Below are 20,744 nucleotides of genomic sequence, written 5' to 3' on the forward strand. Positions count from 1 at the left end.
ACGACAGGTCACCACTCCCACAGAGTCACCAGCCTATGCCTGACCAGCGGAAACGCAGTCCTCAAGCTCGGAAAGACAACAGCGTCTAAGAGGTCATCTCATTTGGTGAGTCTGCGGTAGCAGATAAGGGTGCAGGCGATGCTCGTGAAGGCGAGGAAGTGCTCGGCCTTGCGCTCGTAGCGGCGGTGGAGGCGGCGGCAGCCTGCGAGCCAGGCCATGGTGCGTTCGATGGTCCAGCGGTGTCGCCCGAGTCGCTGTGAGGTCTCGATACCCTTACGGGCGATGCGGTGGCGGATGCCGCGCTGAGACAGCCATTGCCGCAGGTGGCGATAGTCGTACCCCTTGTCGGCGTGAAGCTTGTCAGGCTTGCGTCGGCGGGGGCCTCGGCGGGACCGGATGGGCGGTATGCCCTTCACGAGCGGGACCAGGGCCTGGCTGTCGTGAACGTTGGCGCCGGAGATTCCAACCGACAGGGGCAGACCGGTCCGCTCGGTGATCAGATGGATCTTCGAGCCGAACTTGCCCCGGTCGACAGGATTCGGACCCGTCAGGTCCCCCTTTTCAGGGCTCGCATGTTCACCGAGTCGATCGCGCAGCGGGACCAGTCCAGCTCGCCGCGGGCACCGATTTCGTCGAGGACTAGACGGTGGAGCTTGGCCCATACTCTGGCCTTCGTCCACTCGGTGAACCTGCGGTGGGCTGTCGCACCGGACGGCCCGAACGACGCTGCAGGCAGCTGCTGCCACGTACAGCCGGACGTCGCCACGAACACGATTGCGGCCAGCACCTCCCGGTCACCATGGCGGCGCCGGCCACCACCCTGTGGCCGCGACCGAGCCTCCGGAACCACCCGCTGGAACAACTGCCACAGCTCATCCGGCACCAGCCGGTCAATGATCCCCACGTCGGCAGGCTACCGACCTCGAAGAGAAGCCCGGCGGTCAACGGCCCATCCGGCGCTGCTCGTCGAACCGAAGCAGCACCCGTACCAGGCGCCACACTCCGGCCGTCGCTCCGAGCAGTGCACCCCCCACCAACACGCCCTTCCTCACCGAACCGGAGATGTCAAAGACCAGTGCGAGAGACAGAGCGACGGCGAAGACCGCCGCAGCCAGCGCGACGGCAGTCACCAGGGCGAAAACGATCTCCACCGTCATTGCGTCCTTTTCCCACCGCGACTCTCGCCCCATGTCCATGCTGCAAGTCTCACATCACGGTCAAGCCATGGCGCCTGGGCCGGGCAGCCTCGCTCTCACACGCGAAGGCACGCTCGCCAATTGAGATGACTTCTAAGTACCGGCACCCATTTTTCACCGAGACGGCTGTGACGGATTTCCTGCAGAGGAGCCAGGACACGAGAACGAGGCCAGGGCGCCGACCGGCACCGTGACACTTTGGAACGACCGGCAATAGGCATCGGGTGTAGGGGAGGATGCAGAGCAGGCACGGGTCCGCGTGATCATGGGGTCTCTACGCTCAGTGATCATGAACGAAGGCCGTGCCCGCGCTGCCGTCCTGCTGCTCGAAACCGCTCAGCATCGGAGGACGACGATCACGACCGCCGTGCTCCGGGGCGGCCTACCGGGCCGGGCGGAACGGCTTCAGGAAGCGGATCCCGTCCTCGATGCCGCCGTCCATCAGTTCCAGCAGTTGGGGCACAAGGTCCTGCATGCGGGGTGCGTGCAGGTGGCCTTCGAGGGCCTCGCGGCTCACCCAACGCTCGAAGATGACGAACGCGCCCGGTTGTCCCTCGACCTGGTGAGCCTCGTAGTCGATGTTGCCCGCGTCGTAGCGTGATGCGGTGACGGCGGCTGTCATGAATGCCTTCATCGCGGCTTCCTTCCCGGATTTGGCCCGGGCTTCCCACAGCACGGTGACGTAGTGGTTCGGTGTGGTGGTCATGCTTGCTCCTTCTGACTCCGAACAGCATCGTTGTGTGCCGTTCATGACTCGACACTGAGCCCCGGGGAGCGTCGGCGGGAGCTACGGGGCTTCGTGGTACAGCGCGTACCACCCAGCGGGGCGGGGTGTGCGGGAGGATGGTGTGCATGGATCAACTCGGTGCCGCGCTGCGGGCGTGGCGGGACCGGCTGGATCCCGCGACGGTGGGCTTCGCGCACGGCTCACCCCGTCGGGTCCCCGGTCTGCGACGCGCGGAGCTGGCAACGCTGGCCGGCATCTCGGTCGAGTACGTGGTCCGGTTGGAGCAGGGACGGGTGGCGACGCCCTCGGCGCAGGTCTGCTCGGCCCTGGCTCGCGCCCTGCACCTGTCCGACGACGAGCATGCTCACCTTTTGCGCATGGCCGGTCACACGGCGGATCCGACCCGGGTTCCGCGAGTGATCCCAGGGAGCCTGTTCCGGATCGTGGACCAGCTCGCCGGCAACCCGTTGGCGATCTACGACGCGACCTGGCAGTTGCTGCACTGGAATCCGCTGTTCGCGGCCACGTTCGGCGATCCCACGGTCCGCGGTGCGGGAGATCGTAACGTCCTGGTCTGGCAGTTTCTGGGTGAGTTGCCCCGGGTCCGGCAGACGGCGGCCGAGCGGGCGGCGTTCGAGGAGTCCCTCGTCGCCGACCTGCGCGCGACGACGAGCCGGTACCCCGACGATCCCGACCTCGCGGCGTTGGTATCGAGGCTGAACCTCAGCCCGCGGTTTGGCGAGTTGTGGGGCCGCCGAGCGGTGGGCGGTCATCAGAGTGCGCACAAACTCGTCCAGCACCCTGATGTCGGGGACATCGCCATGAACTCCGACATCCTCACCACCCAGGACACGAACCTCCGCCTCGTGGTGTACACGCCGCAGCCAGGCACCGACGCCCGCAGCAAACTCGAATTCCTTGCGGCCATCGGAGTCCAGAGGATGTCTCCGCAGAAGTGAAGGCCCACGTTCCGCCTCGTCCGGTGGACCAAGCTGCCGGGTGGCACGCGCGGTACCAGGAAGTTCCGTAGCTCCCCCCAACCCTCCCGGGGACCCAGCATGGAGTGCGTGAACAGCGCACGACCGTGCTGTTCGGAGTCAGGAGGAGCCAGCATGACCACCACATTCATCACCGGGGCCAACAAGTCCCTCGGTTGGGAAACCGCTCGTCGCCTCGTCGAGGCGGGGCACACCGTTCTCCTCGGTGCCCGCCACCGTGAGCGCGGTCGGGCCGCGGCCGAGTCGCTCGGCACCCGGTTCGTTCAGATCGACGTGACCGACGACGCCTCGGTCCAGGCTGCGGCCGCGGATGTCGCCGCGCATGAGGGAACGATCGACGTCCTGGTCAACAACGCCGGCGTCCTCGGCAAGGTCGGCCCCGTCGAGGAGTACACCGCGGCCGACGTGAGCGCCGTGCTCGACGTGAACGTCGTCGGGATCGTGCGCGTCACGCACGCCTTCCTTCCGCTGCTGCGCAAGTCGCCGAACCCCGTCATCGTCAACGTGTCCAGCGGGATGGGCTCCTTCGGCATGACCCAGGACCCGGCGCGGATCGAGTCGCGGTATGCCCTGCCCCTCTACTGCGCCTCGAAGGCCGCGGTCACGATGCTCACGACGCAGTACGCCAAGGAACTGAAGGACGTGAAGGTCAACGCCGCAGACCCCGGGCAGACCGCGACCGACTTCACCGGCGGCCTCGGACACAGCGTCGCCGACGGCGCAGAGTCCATCGTGACCCTCGCGACGATCGGCCCGGACGGGCCGACGGGACAGTTCATCGACCGGTCCGGGAACCTCCCGTGGTGAACCTGCCCTGAACTCAGGGCCGGTCGACCCGCCGCCCTGCGCGTACCTCATGCTCGTCATCTCTACGCTCAGTGATCACGAAGGACGGCCGTGCCCGCGCTGCCGTCTTGCCTGCTCGAACCCCTGTGGGACCAGTTCGCCGCGATCCTCCCCGCCCGGGAGGAGTTCGTCGTCGGCCACCCGCTGGGCCCTCACCGCCGCCGGATCCCCGACCGAACCGTCTTCGAGCACGTCGTGCTCGCGCTGGTCCATGGTTCCGGCCACGAGCGGATCTCCACGCCCGGATGCTCGGAACGCACCATCCGCCGACGCCTCAAAGAGTGGTCCCGGCAGGGGATTTCCAAAGCGCTGCACACTCTCGCCCTGGACGCCTACGACCGGATGACCGGCCTCGACCTCGGCGAGACCTCGGTGGACGGCTGCATCACCAAGGCCCCGTCCGGCGGGGAGAAGGCTCGCCGCTCGCCAGTCGACCGGGGCAAGCAGGGGCTGAAGCGCTCCGCCGCCTGCGACGCCCGCGGCGTCTCGCTGGGGATCGTCTCCGAGGGGGCCAACAGGCATGACTCGCCACTGCTCGGACTGACCCTGGACGCCGCGCAGGAGCAGGTCGGCATGGAGCCGGACACCGTGAACGCCAACCTCGACCGGGGCTACGACAGCATCAAGTCCCGTGCGCTGAGCAGCCGAGTTGGGGTTCACTGCCGAGATCGCCCGCAAGGGTGTGCCCGCCCCGATCCAGGCCAGCAGACGCCGGCCCGTCGAGCGCACGCATTCGTGGATGAACGGCTACGGCACGCTTCGGCGCCGCACCGAGAGAAACGGCAGGGTCGTGGACTTCTACCTCTACCTCGCCGCTACCCTCGTCACACTTCGCATGCTGATCTGGCAGGCACGCAGCCGCTACCGCCGGGATGGCCGACCCACCAGCCGCCGCCTCAAGTGATCCATGTGCCGGTCGGTCTTAGTGCTGGGCGTCGTTGTTGCTGCCGAAGTCGGGTACGTCGGTGGACAGCAGGTGTTCGGCGCCGCCTTCGAGGGCCTTGGCCGTCTCGGTGGAGCGGGGGAGCATGGTCTTTTCATAGGTGCGCATCGCGTCGGCGACGGTGGCGGCGTTCGCGAGAGCGAGGGCGATTTCGCCGGCGTCGAGCATCGCGAGGTTGACGCCGACTCCGAGCGGGGGCATGAGGTGGGCGGCATCTCCGAGCAGGGTCACCGTCGGGTTGTGTTCCCAGGTGTGCGGGACCGGGAGGGCGAAGATCGGCCGGTCGACGTAGGGGCCGTCGTTTTCGGTGATCATCCGGCGCATGCGGGGCGACCAGTGGGCGTACTCGCCCAGGAGCAGGGCGCGGATGCCGTCGGCGTCTTCGGCGGTCAGGCCGCTCGCGCTGATCCAGTCGACCGGGACACGCCGGACGATGTAGACGCGGATGTGGTCTCCGCTGTTGCGCTGGGCGAACAGGGCACGCTCGCCGTCGGCCGCGTGGGCACTGCCCTGGCCGACCAGCTCGGCCAGGTCCGGGTGCCGGTTCTCGACGTCTGAGAACCATGCTTCCAGGAAGCTCACCCCGGTGTACTCGGGGACGGCGGGGGACAAGGCCGGGCGTACCCGTGAGGAGGCGCCGTCGGCGCCGATGACCATATCGGTCTGGATGGTCGTACCGTCGGTGAAGTGCAAGTGCCGCGGCCCGTCGGCGGGTCCACTGATCCTGTCGAGGGCGCGGCCCCAGTGCACGGTTCCCGGTTCCAGGGAGTCGAGCAACAGGTTACGCAGCTGGCCACGGTCGATTTCCGGCTTGAAGAGTTCGTGGGCCGCCGGGATTTCATGGGACGTGATCGTGCCGGTCGGGTCCATCTGGCGCATTTCCTGCCCTTCGGGGCGGGCGAGTTTGAAGAACTCGTCGAGCAGACCGGCTTCGCGCAGGGCGATCTGGCCGTTGTCGGCGTGCAGGTCGAGGGTGCCGCCCTGGTTGCGCGCGTCGGGGCCCCGATCCCGGTCGTAGACGGTGACCGCTATACCGCGCTGCTGAAGGATGCGGGCGCAGGTCAGTCCGCCGGGGCCGGCACCGATGCCCGGGCGGGTGCTGGGGAGTTCATGGTTGTCCCTTTTGGTCGGCGAAGAGAGGCGAGCAGGAGGCGAGGCGTCGTCGGCCTCGGCACCGGATGCGGTGCCCGCAATGCCTATAAAATCAGAGCGCGTAGAAAAGTGCAACGACTCTACTTAGCGACTGAATCGACTATCGGGTACGCTCCAGCCATGCCCATGCCCATGCCCTCTGCCAGCCGCCGCGACCGCAAGAAGGCGGCCACCCGGCAGGCGATCGCCGACGCCGCACTGCATCTCTTCCTGGAGCGCGGCTACGACCAGGTGAGCATCCGTGACATCGCCGACGCCGCCGACGTGTCGACCGCGACGGTGTTCAAGCACTTCAGCGGCAAGGAAGCGCTGGTCTTCGACCAGGACGAAGACCGCGAGGCACAGTTGATCGCCGCGGTGCGGAAGCGAGCCTCCGACCAGAGCATCCTCGATGCCCTTCGAGAGCACGTCCTGGACACCTGGCCGTCGATCGAGGCGCATCCTCAGGCGGCCGAGTTCACCGATCTGGTGAACTCGACGCCGGTGCTGCGCGCCTACGCCGAACGCATGTGGACCCGCTACACCGACAGCCTCAGCGCGGCCATCGCTGACGAGTTCGGCGTTGACCACGACGACCTCGCATGTGTGGCGCTTGCCCGATTCGTGCTCGAGATCCCGGTGCTCGCTCGCGGCCGGCAGGACCGCCGGGCCGCCGTCGAGGCAATCTTCGGCATCCTCACCCACGGCTGGGAGCCGCCGAGCAAGCCGCCCGCGCAGTAGCACCTGGGCCGTCTCCTGGGCTCGACCAGCCTCGGCTTGCCTACGGGTTTCGGTCGTACTCACCCGCCGCCTGGCAACGAGAACTGACATCCTCCCGTCATTCCTCACGGAAGGCACCTCATTCTGATCCCGGTCCTCAGCGAGCCCGCGCCGGGGCTGGCACACTGAATCTGTGGTTCCGCTGATGACCGCGACCGAGCAGGCCGCGTCCTCATCACTCACAGGCGCCGGCGTGGTGTCGACCTGCGCACTGCTCTTCACCGTGGCGTCGTTCTGGTGGCTCAACGCCAGACAAGGGCACCTGAGGACGTGGGAGCCTCATGCCTTCGCAGCGATTGTCCACTCATCGACGACCCGTCTGCGGCTCCCGCTCGTCCTTCATAACACCGGCCCCAAGCCGATAGTCGTACAGGACCTCATCCTGACTTTCCCTGACGAGCCCGCATCTCACCTGCCGCTTCTGTGGGTGTCCTCACCCTCTCGCCTCCAGCCGGGGCCGGACGAGGATGCGAAGCTGCCGGCCGGCTTCGTCGTGCCCGGCAGAGAGGCGCAACAACTCTTCCTCGAGTTCGAGGCACCGTTCTCCGGGTTCATGCCGGAAGCCCGTGACTACAAGGTCCAGCTGCAAGCCCGGGTCGGTCACCGCAAGGGGTGGCGCCGCCTGCTGACGTTCACCCTGCGGGCCGCCAACATCATCGATCCGAGTCGCTACACCGTCTACAACAACGCACCGGTCGAGCTGACGAAGGAAGATCAAAAGAGGGCGGATGCCGCACTCCTTGAACTATTGGAAGAGCAAGGGGACGACTCCGCTCCGGGCGGCAGGAGACAGCGGGATTCTCCCCATGACGATGGCGATACCGGTACGAGCCGCTAATGCAGCACCAGCGACACCTGCCGCGCCGCGTCACCGGTTCGACGCATCTTCGGCGCGCAAGGCTGCCGCGTCGGTCGGTTACGAGCCGGTCTTCGTCCCGATGCCGTGGGCGATGAGGCTCTCGGCAGTCTCCGCGATGGGACGCGCTCGCCACCCGAGCAACTTCTCCGCCTTGGTGCTTGTGGCGTCGAGATCCCGGCCGAACTGGTGCTTGAGCAGTCGCAGTTCCGGGTTCACGATCCCCAGTGTGCCTGAGCCAAAGCCCGCAGCGGCCTGTCCGCCTACGTCGCCGCAGCCGTGGCCCGGCAGATCGAACGCGACAACCTCAACGAACTCATCCAGGTCGCCGAGGCCGAGCACGGGCCCGTCACGGACGACGAGGTCCACGCTCTGCGTGACCAGCTCCACCAGGCCCGTCGGCAGCAGACGCAGGGCGGGGCCGACGCCGCGTGCCCCGCTCCACCGCCGCGCCCGGCGGCACCCTGGTCCTGCACAGTGAGGGGCTGGCCAAGGCCGTGCTGCGCGACCGGTCCCTCACGGGATGACTCGCCCTGGCCCGCGCCGACGACCTGCGCGTGATCACGTCCGCGGCCACACTGGTCGAGGTCGTCCACGCAAGACCGGCAGGCACGCGCTGAATACGCTGCGGCCCAGGTCCTGGCCTTGGACGACTACACCCTCACCCACCCGACGCAACTGGAGTGAGACCAAGGCTGGAGCCAGGGGCCGTGCCGTCCCGGGCCGGCCAGCGCGAGAACAGCCCCGAACCGCACACCTCCGCCGAGACGGCGTCGCCTGCGAATGACAACAGCAGGGACGCCTCGACGGGGGATGCGAGACGGCCCTGCTGACAGCGTGACACAGAGGGATGGCGCCAGTCCGATGCCCTCACTCGCGGACTCGGCCCACGGACTACCCCGCGTCGGCAAAGAGCAAGATGCGGTCTCGGCCGAGGGCTAGCTCACCGCCGGATCACCCCGCGAACGCGGGGTGATCCGGCGGTGAGTGGAGGGGCTGGGTCGGTGCCGGGGGCATTCCCGCCGACGCAGGGGTGTTCCGACCTCTTCCGGGGTCCGCCGTCGGAATTCGGCGTCCTTCCCGCCGACGCGGGGGTGTTCCACGGAGGCACTACGGATGGGGGCGCAGGCTACGCGGGCGGCGGTGCCGGCCTCTTTTCCGGCGCCGGGGGCGTCTACTTTGCCAGTGGCGGGGGTGGTGGCAGCAGTTTCGTGAACGGTCCTGGAGTCACCGGGGGACGTACCGTGGCCGGTAACGGCACCCAGGCAGGCGGCAAGGACGATCCCCTGTACCAGTCTCCCGTCGGCGACGCGAACAACCGCGGCCAGGTGGTCCTGCAGTGGGCGGAGTACACGGTGGCGCCTGGCGGGCCACCGGACGTGGAGCGACGGTTCGCGCGAGCGCTACTCGATCCTCCGCCCGCTGATCGCCGCGTCGCTGTGCGCCATCAAACGGGACCAGGAGGAGCACGGCACGTCCCTCGGCCTCTTTCGCCCAGCGGCGGACACCATCGACTTCCGCCTCGAACCCGCCGAGCCCTGGCCCGCTTCCCAAGCTGCCCTCTTCCTCCAGGTTCCGTCTCACGGCGAGTGCTGCCCCCTCCCCCTCGCCCATCCGACTCAGGCGGTACGTATGCCGTCAGAAGTCAGCCGATGGCGCGAATCCGATCGACCACCTGTTGCCCCAGTACAGCCGGCAGGTCATCGGAAAGGCGTATGTGCCCTCGGGGGTGCGGTATTGATCCGCCCCCTGCCCCAACTCGGTTTTGACAACGTCCAGTTCACTGCTGGACAGGCTGTCCACTGCCCGCCCGAAGGGGACCGGCGAAGCGATCACCGCGGTCGCCGAGGGCAGCGGAAGCCGCCACGAGAGCAACTCGGTATGCACCGTGGAGAATCCCGCCTCGCGCAGCAGCCGCTCACGCAGCCCAGGCGCCGCGAGTTCGCTCAGGTATTCCATATCCGGCAACAGCTCTTCCGGGACGTGGCGCTCCAGCACTGAGACGGCGAGGCTCGCCAAAGTGTTCAGCTCGATCACGTCCCATGCGGCCACGCTGAACGAAGCGCCGTCCTTCAGCACACGGGACAGCTCCTTCACCGACTCCGCGACGTCGCCCTCCTGCAGGAAGGCGAAGTGCGAAACCGCCGCGTCCACGGACTGGTCCGCCAAGGACAGCTCGTCGAGCGGCATCACCTGGAAATCGACGTTGCCGATCCCGTGGGCGGCCGCCAGCGCCCGCGCGGCGTCGATCAGCTTGCCGGCCCGGTCCACGCCCAGCACTCGAGCCTCCGGGTTCTGCTTGGCGGCTTCGAAGGTGGGCGAACCCACACCGCACGCGAGATCCAGGATCAGGCCGCCGCCGGTCTGCGCCGGGAGCCTGTCGAGCAGCGCGCGGTGGGACGGCCAGACCGCCGGAAGCATCGCTGTCTGCGGGCCCAAGGCGCCCCTGTTCCAGTCGACCTCTGCGCGGCGCCGCCCAGGAGTACTCACCTGTGCCGACAAATCATGCGGCATGTCATTGCTCTTGCTGATGGGTTCTTTCTGACGGACGGTTCAGTCAGGGAAACGGGAGAGGACGACCGCCACGCATCGCCCCGAACGCACCGCCGTCGGCATCTGCGTCATCATGGATTGATGATCACCGTCGACGCCCCGACGCCGCTATCCCAAGCCTTAGGGATATCCATGTGTGGCTCGTCGTCGGGGTCGCCCTGTCAGGAGTGTCGCGGCTACCAGTTGACCAGGTCGAACTCGTTGCCCTCGGGGTCGGCGAACGTGGTCCAGCGGGCTCCGGGAATCTTGACCTCGTTGAGTGGCTTGGCGCCAAGGCCGGTCAACCGCTCGATCTCCTGGTCGTACTGCTCGCTGAACAGGTCGAGATGGAGCCTGTTCTTCACGGACTTGGCCTCCGGGACCTTCTGGAAGAACAGCTTGGGACCGCTGACCGGTTCGGTGGCGTCGAGCGAAGCGTTGTCGGCGCTCGCTCCCGAGCCGACGGGGCGGCCGAGGACCTTGCCCCAGAAGTCCGCCAGCGCGGCGGGATCAGCGCAGTCGATGGTGAGGGAGGCGACGCTCAAGGTGGGGGCGGTTGCGTTCATGATGTTTCCCTTCGGTTGGTTTGCGGGACAGTGCTCGGCCCCGGCCGCTATCCGTGCCAGTGGACGAGGTCGAAGTCGTTGCCCTCGGGGTCGGCGAAGGTGGTGTAGCGGGCCTGGGGGAGCTTGGTCTCGGAGAGCGGCTTGGCGCCCAGGCCGGTCACTCGCGCGATCTCGTCCTCGTAGTGGTCGGTGAGCAGAATGGGGCGCACGTTGTTGACGGTCTTGGGCTCCGCGACCGGGTGGAAGACCATCCGGGGGCCGAGCTCCGGCTCGGTGGCGCCGACCGCCCAGTCTCCTTCGACCGAGCCGGGGCCGGCCGGGCGGCCGAGGACCTTGCTCCAGAAGTCCGCCAGGACGGCGGGATCTGCGCAGTCGAAGTTCAACGCTGCGAAGGTCAGCTGGACGGCGGGTGTGGTCGCGTTCATGGTGGACACCTCTGCTTCGGGTGGCGGCTCTCGCCGACGACTGGCTCCAGCGTCCGAGGTCCCCTTGCGGGAGGGTCAACAGCCGCCGCACGCCTTGTCCCTCCCCCTGGGGGAGGGCGGATACTGGAGGCATGCCTGCCGCTCTGGCCATCGGCGACTTCTCCCGGGCCACGTCCCTGAGTATCAAGACCCTGCGCCACTACCACCGGGTCGGGCTCCTGGCGCCGGCCCAGGTCGACGCGGACACCGGGTACCGGTGGTACACCACCGACCAGATCCCGACCGCTCAGGTCATCCGGCGTTTCCGCACCCTGGACATGCCGCTGGAGCAGATCCACGCCGTGCTTCAGGCCCCCGACCTGGCCACGCGGAACGAGCTCATCTCCGCGCACCTGGCGAGCCTGGAGCAGAACCTGGCCCGCACGCAGTCCGCGGTGGCCTCACTCCGCGACCTGCTCGCCGGCCCGTCCCCCGCCGCACCGGTCAGCCACCGCCAGGTTGAGGCGGTCACGGCCGCGGCCGTGACCGCGCACATCGCGATGAGCGACCTGGTGCCCTGGTATTCGGGCGCGCTGGCCGAACTCCAGGCCACGCTCGAGGCGCAGGGCCTGCGTACAGCCGGTCCGACCGGCGGGATGTTCGCCGGGGAACTGTTCACCGACGAGGCCGGGCAGGCCACGGTCTTCGTCCCGACGACGACCGAGGTCCCGCGCCTGGGACGGGTCGAGCCGCTCCTGGTACCGGCCGCCGAACTCGCCGTCATCGAGCATCCCGGCTCACTGGCCGACGTCGACCGGGCCTACGGCTCGCTTGCCGCTTACGTGGCGGACCACGAGCTGCGGCTGGACGGCCCCATCCGGGAGTACTACCTCGTCGGCCGCCGGGACACAGCCGACGAGGGACAGTGGCGCACCGAAGTATGCTGGCCGATCTTCAGCACCGGTGCGGCCGCCTGACCGGACAGGGCGAGTGATCACAGTCAGAGGTGCCGAACGTGTCCTGGATCAACCATGATCCAGGACACGTTCGGCAGCTGCGGACGTAGTTCAGGAACGGTCGAGGTACCCCGCGGGCATACGGTCCTCCCGGGTCAGGGGCGGGCCGAGCAAGATCTGCCCGGCGGCAGCTCCGATCTTCGCCAGCGACTTGATGTCCACGGCCCAGTCCTCGGGCATCGGGTTCGCCAGGTCCCACCCCGCCTCGCGGAAGAAGTCCTCCATCCGGCCGGCTTGCCTCGTCAGTCCGCGGCGTGGGTGCTGATCGTTTCAGAATGAGGCCCGGCGGCAGCGAAGGCATATGAGCAGCTGCCGGTTGAGGCCAGGACCTGGCCGTCAGGTCTGCCCCGTGCAAGTCGGTCTCGCGGCCTGACCCACGACGGCCAGCAGCCGCACGGACTCGCCCGTCCGGCCTAAAGGCCGAGGAGCTGTTCGGCTACACCGCGCAGGAGGCGCTGGGCCAGTACGCGGCGCGGCTGCTGGTCCATGAGCAGAACCTTGACCTGATGATCAGGCTGTTCAGCGAGGTCATGAGGACGGGACAGGGATGGGCCGCCGCCTTCCCTGTCCGGCACAAGGACGGCAGTAGCCGGCTGGTGGAGTTCCGCAACATGCGGCTGCTGGACGACCGCGGTGACTTCTACGCCCTGGGCATCGCCACCGACGAGGCAATCCTGCGCCAGGTGGAACGGGACGTGGCCCTGTCCACGCGGCTGGTCTCGCAGTCCCCGATCGGACTGGCCGTCTTGGACACCGACCTGCGGTACGTGGCCGTCAACCCGGCGCTGGCGCAGATCAACGGCGTCCGAGCCGAAGACCACCTCGGGCGACAAGTCCGCGAGGCCCTGCCTTTCCTGGAGGTCGATGCGATCGAGGCCGCGCTGCGGCAAGTCCTCACGTCCGGAGAGCCCCTGATCGACCAGCACAGCGTGGGACGCACACCCGCCGACCCCGACAACGATCACGCATGGTCCGTCTCCTACTACCGGCTCGACGGTCCCGGCGGGCGGGTACTCGGGGTAGCCATCCTATTGGTGGATGTCACCGATCGGCACCGCGCCCGGCAGCGCCTGGCTCTGATCGCCGACGGCTCCGCCCGTATCGGCACTACCTTGGACGTGGAATTGACCGCCCGCGAGCTGGCCGGCGTCGCCGTCCCTGAACTCGCCGACCTGGCGGCTGTGGACGTCCTGGATTCCGTCCTCGCCGACCGCCACGCCAAGGGACCCGGCGCCAGCCGGGCACTCTTCCGTGCCCTCTCGGTGAAGGCCGCGTACCCGACTGACGCCGTACGTGCCGTCAACCCTCCCGGCCACCTCGCCAGCTACGGCGCGCAGCGCCTGGCCACTCAATGCGTGCGGACCGCGCGCCCCATTCTGATAGCCCACGTCGGCGAGCGGGACCTGGCTCGCATCGCCCGTGACGCCGAGGCCGCTGCCATCCTGGCCCGTGCCGGCGTCCACAGCTATCTCCTCACGCCCCTGATCGCCCGTGGCGAGGTGCTCGGCACCCTGGGTCTCACCCGCGCCCGCAGCCCGCTGCCCTTCGACAACGACGACCTCCTCCTGGCCGGTGAACTGGCCGACCGAGCCGCGGTGTGCATCGACAATGCCCGTCTGTACCAAGGCGCACGCAACACCGCTGTGACCCTCCAGCGCAGCCTGCTGCCGGACCTCCCACCGCATCAGGCCGGCCTGGAGGTCGCCTCCCGATATCGGCCCGCCGGAACGACCATCGAAGTCGGTGGCGACTGGTTCGATGTCATCCCCCTTGTGGAAGACAAGGCCGCGCTGGTCGTGGGCGATGTGATGGGCAGCGGTATAAGCGCAGCCACCACCATGGGACGCCTGCGCACCGCCACCACCACCCTGGCCCACCTCGACCTCCCGCCAACCGAGGTGCTGTACCACCTCGACAAGATCACGGCTGACCTGGAGCAGTACGCCACCTGCGCCTACGCCGTCTACGACCCGCACCGTGGCCTGTGCCACATCGCTGTCGCCGGGCACCTGCCCCCAGTGCTGATGCGCGCGGGCGAGCCCCCCGAACTGCTCGATCTCCCCACCGGCGCACCCCTCGGGGTCGGCGGTGTCGCCTTCGAAGTCACCACCTTCGGCCTGGCCCCCGGCGACCAACTGGTCCTCTACACCGACGGCTTGATCGAGACCCGCCACCATGCCATCGACGAGCGCCTGGACCTCCTCCTCCAACTACTCCACAGCCCCGACCGAACCTCGGAAGAAACCTGCGACCGGCTCTTGGACGCACTGCGCGATCCGGACGACCACGATGACGTCGCCGTACTCATCGCCCGAGCCCGACGCTGGCCCCGGCCCTAGCACCCGTTCCGCGACCAGAAGACCGCGAAGGACCGGCAAGAACTTCACACCTGCTGGGGATCTCTGAAAACGGCTCTGTCCGCAGTTCCGTGATTGCCGCGCCTACGCTGTGACCGCGGTGTCATGCTGGGAAACGGAGCAGCGGGAGGGAACATGGGAGCCGCCGGCACAGTAGCGCCTGGGCCGTCCTCGACCAGCCTCGGCTTGCCCCATCTATGCGTTTCGGTCGCACCCGCCCCCTGCCTGGCAACGAGAACCGACATCCCGTCATTCCTGGACGGCAAGCACCATTCTGGTCCCAGCCCTAATGAACTTCTGCTCGCGGTAGTCGACGACGGTCCTCGCGCCGGACGAGCACACCAGAACCAGCACGGCGGCGGCCGGGCGGCCGCCGAAGTCCTCCTGGATGCTGCCCCGGCTACGGCGCCGGCAGCCGGCCACCGGTGCTGAGCCGCACAGTTGCGGGGCATCTTCTAGGGTGCAGCCGACGCCCGCACGTCCTGCTCGGCCCAGATGACCTTCCCCGCGTCGGTGTGGCGGACGCCCCAGCGCTCGGTCATCTGGGCAACGAGGAACAGGCCGCGGCCTCCCTCATCGGTGATGCGGGCATGACGCAGTCGCGGCGATGTGCTGATGCCATCGGACACCTCGCAGATGAGCTTCTCTTGGTAAATCAGGCGCAGTCCCATGGGCGACGCCCCGTACCGGATGGCGTTGGTGACCAGCTCACTCACGATGAGTTCCGTGGTGAACTGCACCTCCTCGAGGCCCCACTCACGCAACTGCCGCTCGGCCCAGGCTCGTGCGTCCGCGACGACCGAGGGATCGCTGGCCACGTCGTAGAAAGCCACCCGGTGGGGGGCCAGAGCGTGGGTGCGGGCCACGAGCAAGGCCGCATCGTCTTGTGGCGGGCCGCTGAGCAGCGTGTCCACCACCTGGCTGCACAGATCGTCCAGGTCCGCGGCAGAGCCGGTCAGTGCCGTGCTCAGCCTGGCCAGCCCGCGGTCGATGTCGTGGTCGGCCGACTCGATGAGCCCGTCGGTGAACAGCGCCAGGAGGCTGTCCGGTGCAAGGGGCACGGAGGCGGCCTCGAAGGACATCCAGCCCAGCCCGAGCGGAGGGCCAGGAGGAAGTTCCGGGAAGTGCACGCGGCCGTCCGGATCAACGATCGCGGGGGGAGGATGCCCGGCCCGGGCCATGGTGCACACCTGGGTGACCGGGTCGTAGACCGCGTACAGGCAACTGGCGCCCAGCGTGGCCGGCTCCAGCGCGCCGGACGCAGTCCCGTCCACTTCGGCATCGTCTTCCTCGGCGAGGCGGATGACCGCGTCGTCCAGGCGCGCCAGCAACTCGTCCGGAGGCAGGTCCAGGTCCGCGAGGGTGTGGACGGCAGCCCGCAGCCGACCCATGGTGGCCGCCGCTTCGACGCCGTGCCCGACCACGTCACCGACCACCATGGCGATGCGGGCCCCCGACAGAGGGATCACATCGCACCAGTCCCCGCCCACGCCGTCCCGCATGCCGGCCGGCAGGTAACGCCAGGCGATCTCGACGCTCGGGCCGCCGTCCAGACGGTGCGGCAGCAGTCTGCGCTGCAGGGCCAGCGATGTGGTGCGCTCGTGGGTGAAGCGGCGGCCTCGGTCGAGCGAGACCGCCGCCTGCCCGGCGAACTCCTGGATGAACAGAAGATCGTCCTCGGTGAACGGGTAGGCGGTCTGGGACCTGCCGAACGTGGCCACTCCCAGCACCACATTGTCGGCACACAGAGGGACGACGGCCACCGAGTGCATACCGGTATCGCGGACCCATGCCGCCCTGCCCTGTGTCTCGGCCACCCACGCGCTGGTTTCTGCGTCCACGACGGGCTCCAGGGTGGGCGCGTCCTGCGCCAGCGCCACCGCGGTGGGCGAGGCCGCGGACAGCAGCACGACCGGTTCGCCGACCGCCGGGACAGGTCTCCGGGCAGCGTCGACGCTGTGCTGGCCTGCCCGCAGCAGCACGCGCCGTGCCCGGCACTGCGCATCGTCGGGGCTCTGCCCGCACACCACCGCGTCGTAGATGTCCACGGAGGCGAAGTCGGCCAGCCCCGGCACCGCGACCTCCGTGATCTCCTGGGCGGTCCGCATCACGTCCGCAGTGGTGCCGATGCGCTTGTGCGCCTGGTTCATCAGCACCAGGCGCTCACGGGTCCGGCGACGCTCGGTGATGTCCTGTACCAGCGCTGCCACCCCCATGACGCGGCCGATGGAGTCCTCGATACGGAAGAACGAGGCCGAGTACGCGACATCGCCCACCCCAGAGGCCAACGTCGGCCCGTGGTACTCGTAGTCGACCAGCGGTGTGCCGGTCGCCAGGACCCGGCGTAGCTGCTCCGTACGGCTGTGAGCCGCCCCGGGTGGGAAAAGCGCCTCCAGACCGCGCCCCAGCCGCTCCTCGCCGGGGATGCCCGTGGCCCGCGCCATCGCGTCGTTCGACCACAGACACCGCAGCTGCGTGTCCAGCACGGCCATCCCGATGGACGAGCACGTCAGCAGCCCCTCCAGCAGCGACCGCTGCGTACCCCACCACGGCAGACTGGCCAGGTCCACAGCGAGGACGACCCAGCCACCGGCCGCTTCCGGCGCGACCGGCGTCACCTGAACCACGACCTCGACGGTGCGGCCGTCGCGATGCCGCAGCAGGACCGGCCCGCTCCACGCCCGCTCGCTGCGGCACGCTTCTCCCAGAGGCTCGGTGCCGCCTGACGCGGCCGACAAGGACGAGGCGGGCCGGCCCACTACCTCGGTCGGTGCGTACCCCAGGACCTCCTGCGCCCCGTCGGACCAACCCTGGATGCGGCCGTGTGCATCCAGCGTCGCCGTGGCCGCCATCACCGTGCCGTACAGCGCGGAAGCACCTCGCATTCCGGCCTTCTCCAGCGCAGTCATCCGCGTTCCCATCGCGAGACGATGTCGCCCGTACATTGTCGCTCGCCGAAGAAGCCACGGCACGGGGCAGCTGCCACGACATCGCCCGCACCGGTGCGTGAGCCTGTTCCCGCCGTGCAGGCAGGAGCAGGCTCACCGCCACACGGTGGGCGCGTCGGCTTCCGGCCGTCAGACGACGTCCTGGAGTCAATGCCGTCGATCCTCAAGGAGTCGGCCGAAGGTCCCACAGCCTTCGAGAAGGACCAATCTGCGGAACTTCCTGATCAACGACAACAAGACAGTGTTCGCCGTCGACACGGACCGGCTCACTCTCGCCCCGCTCGGACACGACCTGGCGAAGCCCCTAGTGTCGTTGATCCTTACGTACGGCCCTCAGCCGGCACATCTTTCGGACGAGGCCCTGGCCGCCTACAACGGGGTCCGACGGCACGAAGGCGGTCGCGTCGTCGCAGCCGCACACGGCGAGATCGTCAAAGCCGCGCACGCCCTCCTGCTGTCGATCCCGCTGGGTTCACCGTCGACCACGCTTCCTTCACCGGCTGGCCGGATCACCACAACCGACTTCGCCATCGCCGCCGGGTCCTGGAGAGCCACAACGACACGGTGCACCTCAGCCTCCTCCCCCGCAGGGCCGAGCCGTGACGAGAGGGCCCGACGCCCCCGTGTCACCCTCCGTGCAAGACGCTCGGAGCAGTCGACATCGTCGCTGATCCCGCACTGCCGCCGAACCCCGATCCGTCTCCTGGACAACGCGGCCATGCCTGCCCGGCCCAGCAGCACGTACGGCCCGCCCGATACGCCCGTGAGATACGCCCCTACCTGCGCTGGGCACGGCATCTCAACAGCCATGAACCCGAGTTGGGCACCACAGACGGGGAACAGCCGCATCACACTGCCGGACTGGTTCTCAACGCCCTTCACCGGGCCACTGCCGCAGCCCCCTCACCGGAACCGCCCTCGCCCAGAGGCTGTGGCACTGGATAGCCAAGGCCGAGCAGGACGACCCCGCCTCACGCGGCGGGCGCCAACGGCTCAAGCGCTCCGCAACCGCGCTCACCGCAACCGTGTGCGACAGCGCGGTCTGCCACCTCGGCTACCAGCCCGCGAACTGGCTCATCGGCTCCGCGAATGGAAGGACCTCGCCCTCAGCGCCCACGGCCGCGCCGTCCTGACGCAACTGAACACAACCCACCCACCCAGGAGTTGCCGTGACGGAGACTTTGTCCCAAGCTCCCCGAAGGGCCGTGGTGACCGGCGCTGCCGGCTTCGGACCTGACCAACTGCGCGATCGATCCGCTGTCCATCGAGGCGAACACCGTCGTCCATCTGGCCGGCATCCCCGGGGTCCGCCCTTCCTGGAGCCACGGTTCGCGGAGTACGTCGCCTGCAACGTACTCGACACCCACCGTCTGCTGGACTCCACGACCCGGATGCGGGTTCCCCGCATGGTCGTCGCTTCCTACTCCAGTGTCTACGGCACGCGCCCTGGCGGCCCCAGCGTCGAAAGCGACCCGGTGCCTCCGTTGGTGCCGGACGCCGTCATCAGACTCGCCGAAGAGCAGCTGTGCCTGGCCCACGCCTCGCGCGGTGCCGGCCCCACCCGTGTGGTCGGCCTGCGGTACTTCACCGTCTACGACCCGCGTCAGCGCGCCAACGTGTGCTCCCGCCGCGACTGCCCCCGACGCCCGGTGCGTCTTCGACGTCGGAACCGGTACCAGCACCTCCCGCCGGGAGGTGATCACAACAACCCGGCACCTCACCGGCAGGGCCACCGACCTCCTGCTCGACATCGACCTGCACGTCATCGACTACGGGGAGACTGCAAACGAGATTGTGAAGCAACCCAGGGCCTCCGGAAATTCACCTTAACAACAAAGGTAAGCGACTGCACGCACGATCCCACCGAATATCAAAGATTGGCGCTCTTGTTCAATAAAATGGCACGCATATGCAATTAGGGCGGGCCCAGCGGCGGTCATCCGCGATTTCATCTCTCGCGCGGGTGACCCGTCGTATATTGGTGCCCGTAGCCGACAGCACCTTGGGTCCATCGCGGGATGATTTTCGCCCGATGGAAGCCGAAGCTGTTCCGTCGTCAGGGTTGTCCACTCCCAAAGATCAGCCTGACGAGCGCCACAGCCCCGTCACGCTGACGGGGCTGTGGTGGCTTGGAATGGGCGCCTTGAGTACAGGAGAGTCCGGCACCGGCGGCTCACCCCGCGGGTGTGCGACCCTCCTGCTGCCGGGCGCATGGCAGGGGCTGTGCGGGATTCAGGCCTTGTGCCACTTCTGGTTGGGCTTGCCGTTGCAGGTCCACAGTTGCAGCCGGGTCCCGGCGCTGGTGCCCTGGTTCACGACGTCCACGCACTTGTGGGCCTGCGTGTTCACCAGGTCGCCCACGGAGCTGAGGACAAACTGTTGCGCGCCGTTGTACTTGGTATGGCAAGTGGCCAGCTGGATGACGGCGCCGTTCTGGGTGGAGCCCCCGGCCACGTCCATGCACAGCCCCAACGAGCGCACCGTGCCGTCGGAGGCGAACAGCCACTTCTGGTTGGCCAGGCCGTTGCAGGTCCAGATCTGCAGCGGGGTGCCGTCCTTGGCCGTCTTGTTGGTCACGTCGATACAGCGGTGCGACCCGCTGCCGAGCAGGCGCACGCCGGAAGCCGAGGTGGTGCTGCCCGTGGACGTGGCCGACGTTGTCGTGTCGGAGGTGGTGGAGGAGGACGAGTTGGTGGTGGAGGTGGAGGAGGACGAGCCGCTGTTCGTGGTACTGCCCTGTTGGTTCTGCGCACCGGATCCGGACTGCTGTCCCGACGTGCCACCTCCGGAAACGGGCAGGTCAGCGACGCCGGAACCGGACTGCTGACCAGCCGCACCGCCACCGACGACCGACAGGCCGGCGCCGCCGGAACCGCCCGTCCCTCCCGCCGCGGCGGTGCCGGACCGGGGACTGCCCGAGTCGGTCGGGCGGCCCGCCTGCGAGGAGGGGGCGAGGCTGCCGTCGGCAGAGACGGCCGTGTCGGAGCTGTCCGCGGCGGCTGAACGCACGGAGGTCGACGGCGATCCGGAGAACAGGTCTATTCGTCCCAGCAGGGGTACGACCAGGACGCCGACCACCACCAGCGCCCCCGCCCCGGCGGTGGTGGCCCACACCCGCCTGCCGGGCAGCACCCCACGTCGCATCAGGGCAGGTCGGCGGACGAATTGCGCGGTGAACCTCGCCGCGCGACCACCGCTCGGGTTGGTGGACGACCCGGGAGATCCGGGAGTGGGATCGGACGGCACGCCGCCTCCTCGAAGTTGCAGAGAAATTCACCGGAAGTTGCTCATGGGGGGCTCAATGCAGCAGGGAGCCCCGACTGCGATTGCCGGAGCAGCGGGGCACGGACACCATATCGAATTCCGGTCATGCTTATCATCGAGCCGATAGTTCGACTCGCTTACACACTGCCGTATGATCCGCGGACTAGGCGGCGGAGTCGG

At 68.4% G+C, this 20,744-nt stretch carries 17 protein-coding genes and 4 pseudogenes; 10 read left to right on the forward strand and 11 right to left on the reverse strand.

Annotated features, from left to right (window positions below; genetic code table 11):
• Nucleotides 1-98: 98 nt before the first annotated feature.
• The 3 genes from ABT137_RS49325 to ABT137_RS49335 form a co-directional block, all read right to left on the reverse strand.
• A protein-coding gene (locus tag ABT137_RS49325; RefSeq protein ID WP_502984715.1) for an IS5 family transposase occupies nt 99-895 on the reverse strand; the annotation gives its coding sequence in 2 pieces (ribosomal slippage) (nt 99-559 and nt 559-895; 798 coding nt in all).
• A 46-nt stretch (nt 896-941) separates the two neighbouring features.
• Nucleotides 942-1,196, reverse strand: coding sequence for a DUF6332 family protein (locus ABT137_RS49330; RefSeq protein ID WP_351720266.1), 255 nt, complete (start codon nt 1,194-1,196; stop codon nt 942-944).
• 382 nt (nt 1,197-1,578) lie between these two features.
• Complete coding sequence (locus ABT137_RS49335; protein ID WP_351720268.1) at nt 1,579-1,902, reverse strand: putative quinol monooxygenase; 324 nt, start codon at nt 1,900-1,902, stop codon at nt 1,579-1,581.
• 146 nt (nt 1,903-2,048) lie between these two features.
• Between ABT137_RS49335 and ABT137_RS49340 the strand changes: the two genes are divergently transcribed.
• The 3 genes and pseudogenes from ABT137_RS49340 (at nt 2,049) to ABT137_RS49350 (ending at nt 4,671) form a co-directional block, all read left to right on the forward strand.
• Nucleotides 2,049-2,882, forward strand: coding sequence for a helix-turn-helix domain-containing protein (locus tag ABT137_RS49340; protein WP_351720270.1), 834 nt, complete (start codon nt 2,049-2,051; stop codon nt 2,880-2,882).
• Nucleotides 2,883-3,035: 153 nt separating this feature from the next.
• A complete protein-coding gene (locus ABT137_RS49345; RefSeq protein WP_351720272.1) occupies nt 3,036-3,728 on the forward strand; it encodes an SDR family NAD(P)-dependent oxidoreductase in 693 nt (230 codons plus the stop codon).
• 90 nt (nt 3,729-3,818) lie between these two features.
• Nucleotides 3,819-4,671 (forward strand): annotated as a pseudogene (locus ABT137_RS49350) (IS5 family transposase).
• A gap of 18 nt (nt 4,672-4,689) precedes the next feature.
• Here the strand turns inward: ABT137_RS49350 and ABT137_RS49355 are convergent.
• Nucleotides 4,690-5,796 (reverse strand): FAD-dependent oxidoreductase, encoded by a 1,107-nt coding sequence (locus tag ABT137_RS49355; RefSeq protein ID WP_351720301.1) that lies wholly within the window; start codon nt 5,794-5,796, stop codon nt 4,690-4,692.
• 192 nt (nt 5,797-5,988) lie between these two features.
• Between ABT137_RS49355 and ABT137_RS49360 the strand changes: the two genes are divergently transcribed.
• Nucleotides 5,989-6,582: a TetR/AcrR family transcriptional regulator gene (locus ABT137_RS49360; protein WP_351720302.1), complete on the forward strand. Its 594-nt coding sequence runs from the start codon at nt 5,989-5,991 to the stop codon at nt 6,580-6,582.
• A 184-nt stretch (nt 6,583-6,766) separates the two neighbouring features.
• The gene (locus ABT137_RS49365; protein WP_351720274.1) at nt 6,767-7,459 is read left to right on the forward strand and encodes a hypothetical protein; all 693 of its coding nucleotides are present in this window, start codon (nt 6,767-6,769) and stop codon (nt 7,457-7,459) included.
• A 78-nt stretch (nt 7,460-7,537) separates the two neighbouring features.
• Here the strand turns inward: ABT137_RS49365 and ABT137_RS49370 are convergent.
• Nucleotides 7,538-7,705 (reverse strand): annotated as a pseudogene (locus ABT137_RS49370) (aldehyde reductase); the annotation flags it as partial.
• A 9-nt stretch (nt 7,706-7,714) separates the two neighbouring features.
• Here ABT137_RS49370 and ABT137_RS49375 point away from each other — a divergent pair.
• Both ABT137_RS49375 and ABT137_RS49380 read left to right on the forward strand, forming a co-directional pair.
• Nucleotides 7,715-7,909: pseudogene (locus ABT137_RS49375) on the forward strand (CopG family transcriptional regulator); the annotation flags it as partial.
• A pseudogene (locus ABT137_RS49380) lies at nt 7,909-8,079 on the forward strand (DNA-binding protein); the annotation flags it as partial. The pseudogenes ABT137_RS49375 and ABT137_RS49380, both read left to right, overlap by 1 nt.
• Nucleotides 8,080-9,115: 1,036 nt before the next feature.
• Here ABT137_RS49380 and ABT137_RS49385 read toward each other — a convergent pair.
• The 3 genes from ABT137_RS49385 to ABT137_RS49395 all read right to left on the reverse strand — a co-directional run bounded on the left by ABT137_RS49385 (nt 9,116) and on the right by ABT137_RS49395 (nt 11,000).
• Complete coding sequence (locus tag ABT137_RS49385) at nt 9,116-9,916, reverse strand: class I SAM-dependent methyltransferase (protein WP_351720276.1); 801 nt, start codon at nt 9,914-9,916, stop codon at nt 9,116-9,118.
• 290 nt (nt 9,917-10,206) lie between these two features.
• A complete protein-coding gene (locus ABT137_RS49390; RefSeq protein ID WP_351720278.1) occupies nt 10,207-10,575 on the reverse strand; it encodes a VOC family protein in 369 nt (122 codons plus the stop codon).
• A gap of 47 nt (nt 10,576-10,622) precedes the next feature.
• Nucleotides 10,623-11,000, reverse strand: a complete 378-nt coding sequence (locus ABT137_RS49395) for a VOC family protein (protein ID WP_351720280.1) — start codon at nt 10,998-11,000, stop codon at nt 10,623-10,625.
• A gap of 131 nt (nt 11,001-11,131) precedes the next feature.
• On the opposite strand from ABT137_RS49395, the gene ABT137_RS49400 reads away from it, so the two are divergent.
• Nucleotides 11,132-11,956 carry a MerR family transcriptional regulator gene (locus ABT137_RS49400; protein WP_351720283.1) on the forward strand — a complete coding sequence of 275 codons (825 nt, stop codon included), beginning with the start codon at nt 11,132-11,134 and terminating at the stop codon, nt 11,954-11,956.
• A gap of 90 nt (nt 11,957-12,046) precedes the next feature.
• Here ABT137_RS49400 and ABT137_RS49405 read toward each other — a convergent pair whose 3' ends face one another.
• On the reverse strand, nt 12,047-12,220 hold the full coding sequence (locus ABT137_RS49405) for a hypothetical protein (protein WP_351720285.1): 174 nt from the start codon (nt 12,218-12,220) through the stop codon (nt 12,047-12,049).
• A 104-nt stretch (nt 12,221-12,324) separates the two neighbouring features.
• On the opposite strand from ABT137_RS49405, the gene ABT137_RS49410 reads away from it, so the two are divergent.
• Nucleotides 12,325-14,334, forward strand: coding sequence for a SpoIIE family protein phosphatase (locus tag ABT137_RS49410; protein ID WP_502984716.1), 2,010 nt, complete (start codon nt 12,325-12,327; stop codon nt 14,332-14,334).
• Nucleotides 14,335-14,807: 473 nt separating this feature from the next.
• Here ABT137_RS49410 and ABT137_RS49415 read toward each other — a convergent pair whose 3' ends face one another.
• Entirely contained in the window at nt 14,808-17,237 is a 2,430-nt protein-coding gene (locus ABT137_RS49415; protein ID WP_351720287.1) for a SpoIIE family protein phosphatase, read from the reverse strand.
• 1,454 nt (nt 17,238-18,691) lie between these two features.
• Between ABT137_RS49415 and ABT137_RS49420 the strand changes: the two genes are divergently transcribed.
• The gene (locus ABT137_RS49420) at nt 18,692-19,219 is read left to right on the forward strand and encodes an NAD-dependent epimerase/dehydratase family protein (RefSeq protein ID WP_351720304.1); all 528 of its coding nucleotides are present in this window, start codon (nt 18,692-18,694) and stop codon (nt 19,217-19,219) included.
• 313 nt (nt 19,220-19,532) lie between these two features.
• Here ABT137_RS49420 and ABT137_RS49425 read toward each other — a convergent pair whose 3' ends face one another.
• Nucleotides 19,533-20,444 (reverse strand): ricin-type beta-trefoil lectin domain protein, encoded by a 912-nt coding sequence (locus ABT137_RS49425; protein WP_351720289.1) that lies wholly within the window; start codon nt 20,442-20,444, stop codon nt 19,533-19,535.
• Between the last annotated feature and the right edge of the window lie 300 nt (nt 20,445-20,744).

The organism is Streptomyces sp. NPDC001980, from assembly GCF_040296885.1.
Classification (GTDB): Bacteria; Actinomycetota; Actinomycetes; order Streptomycetales; family Streptomycetaceae; genus Streptomyces.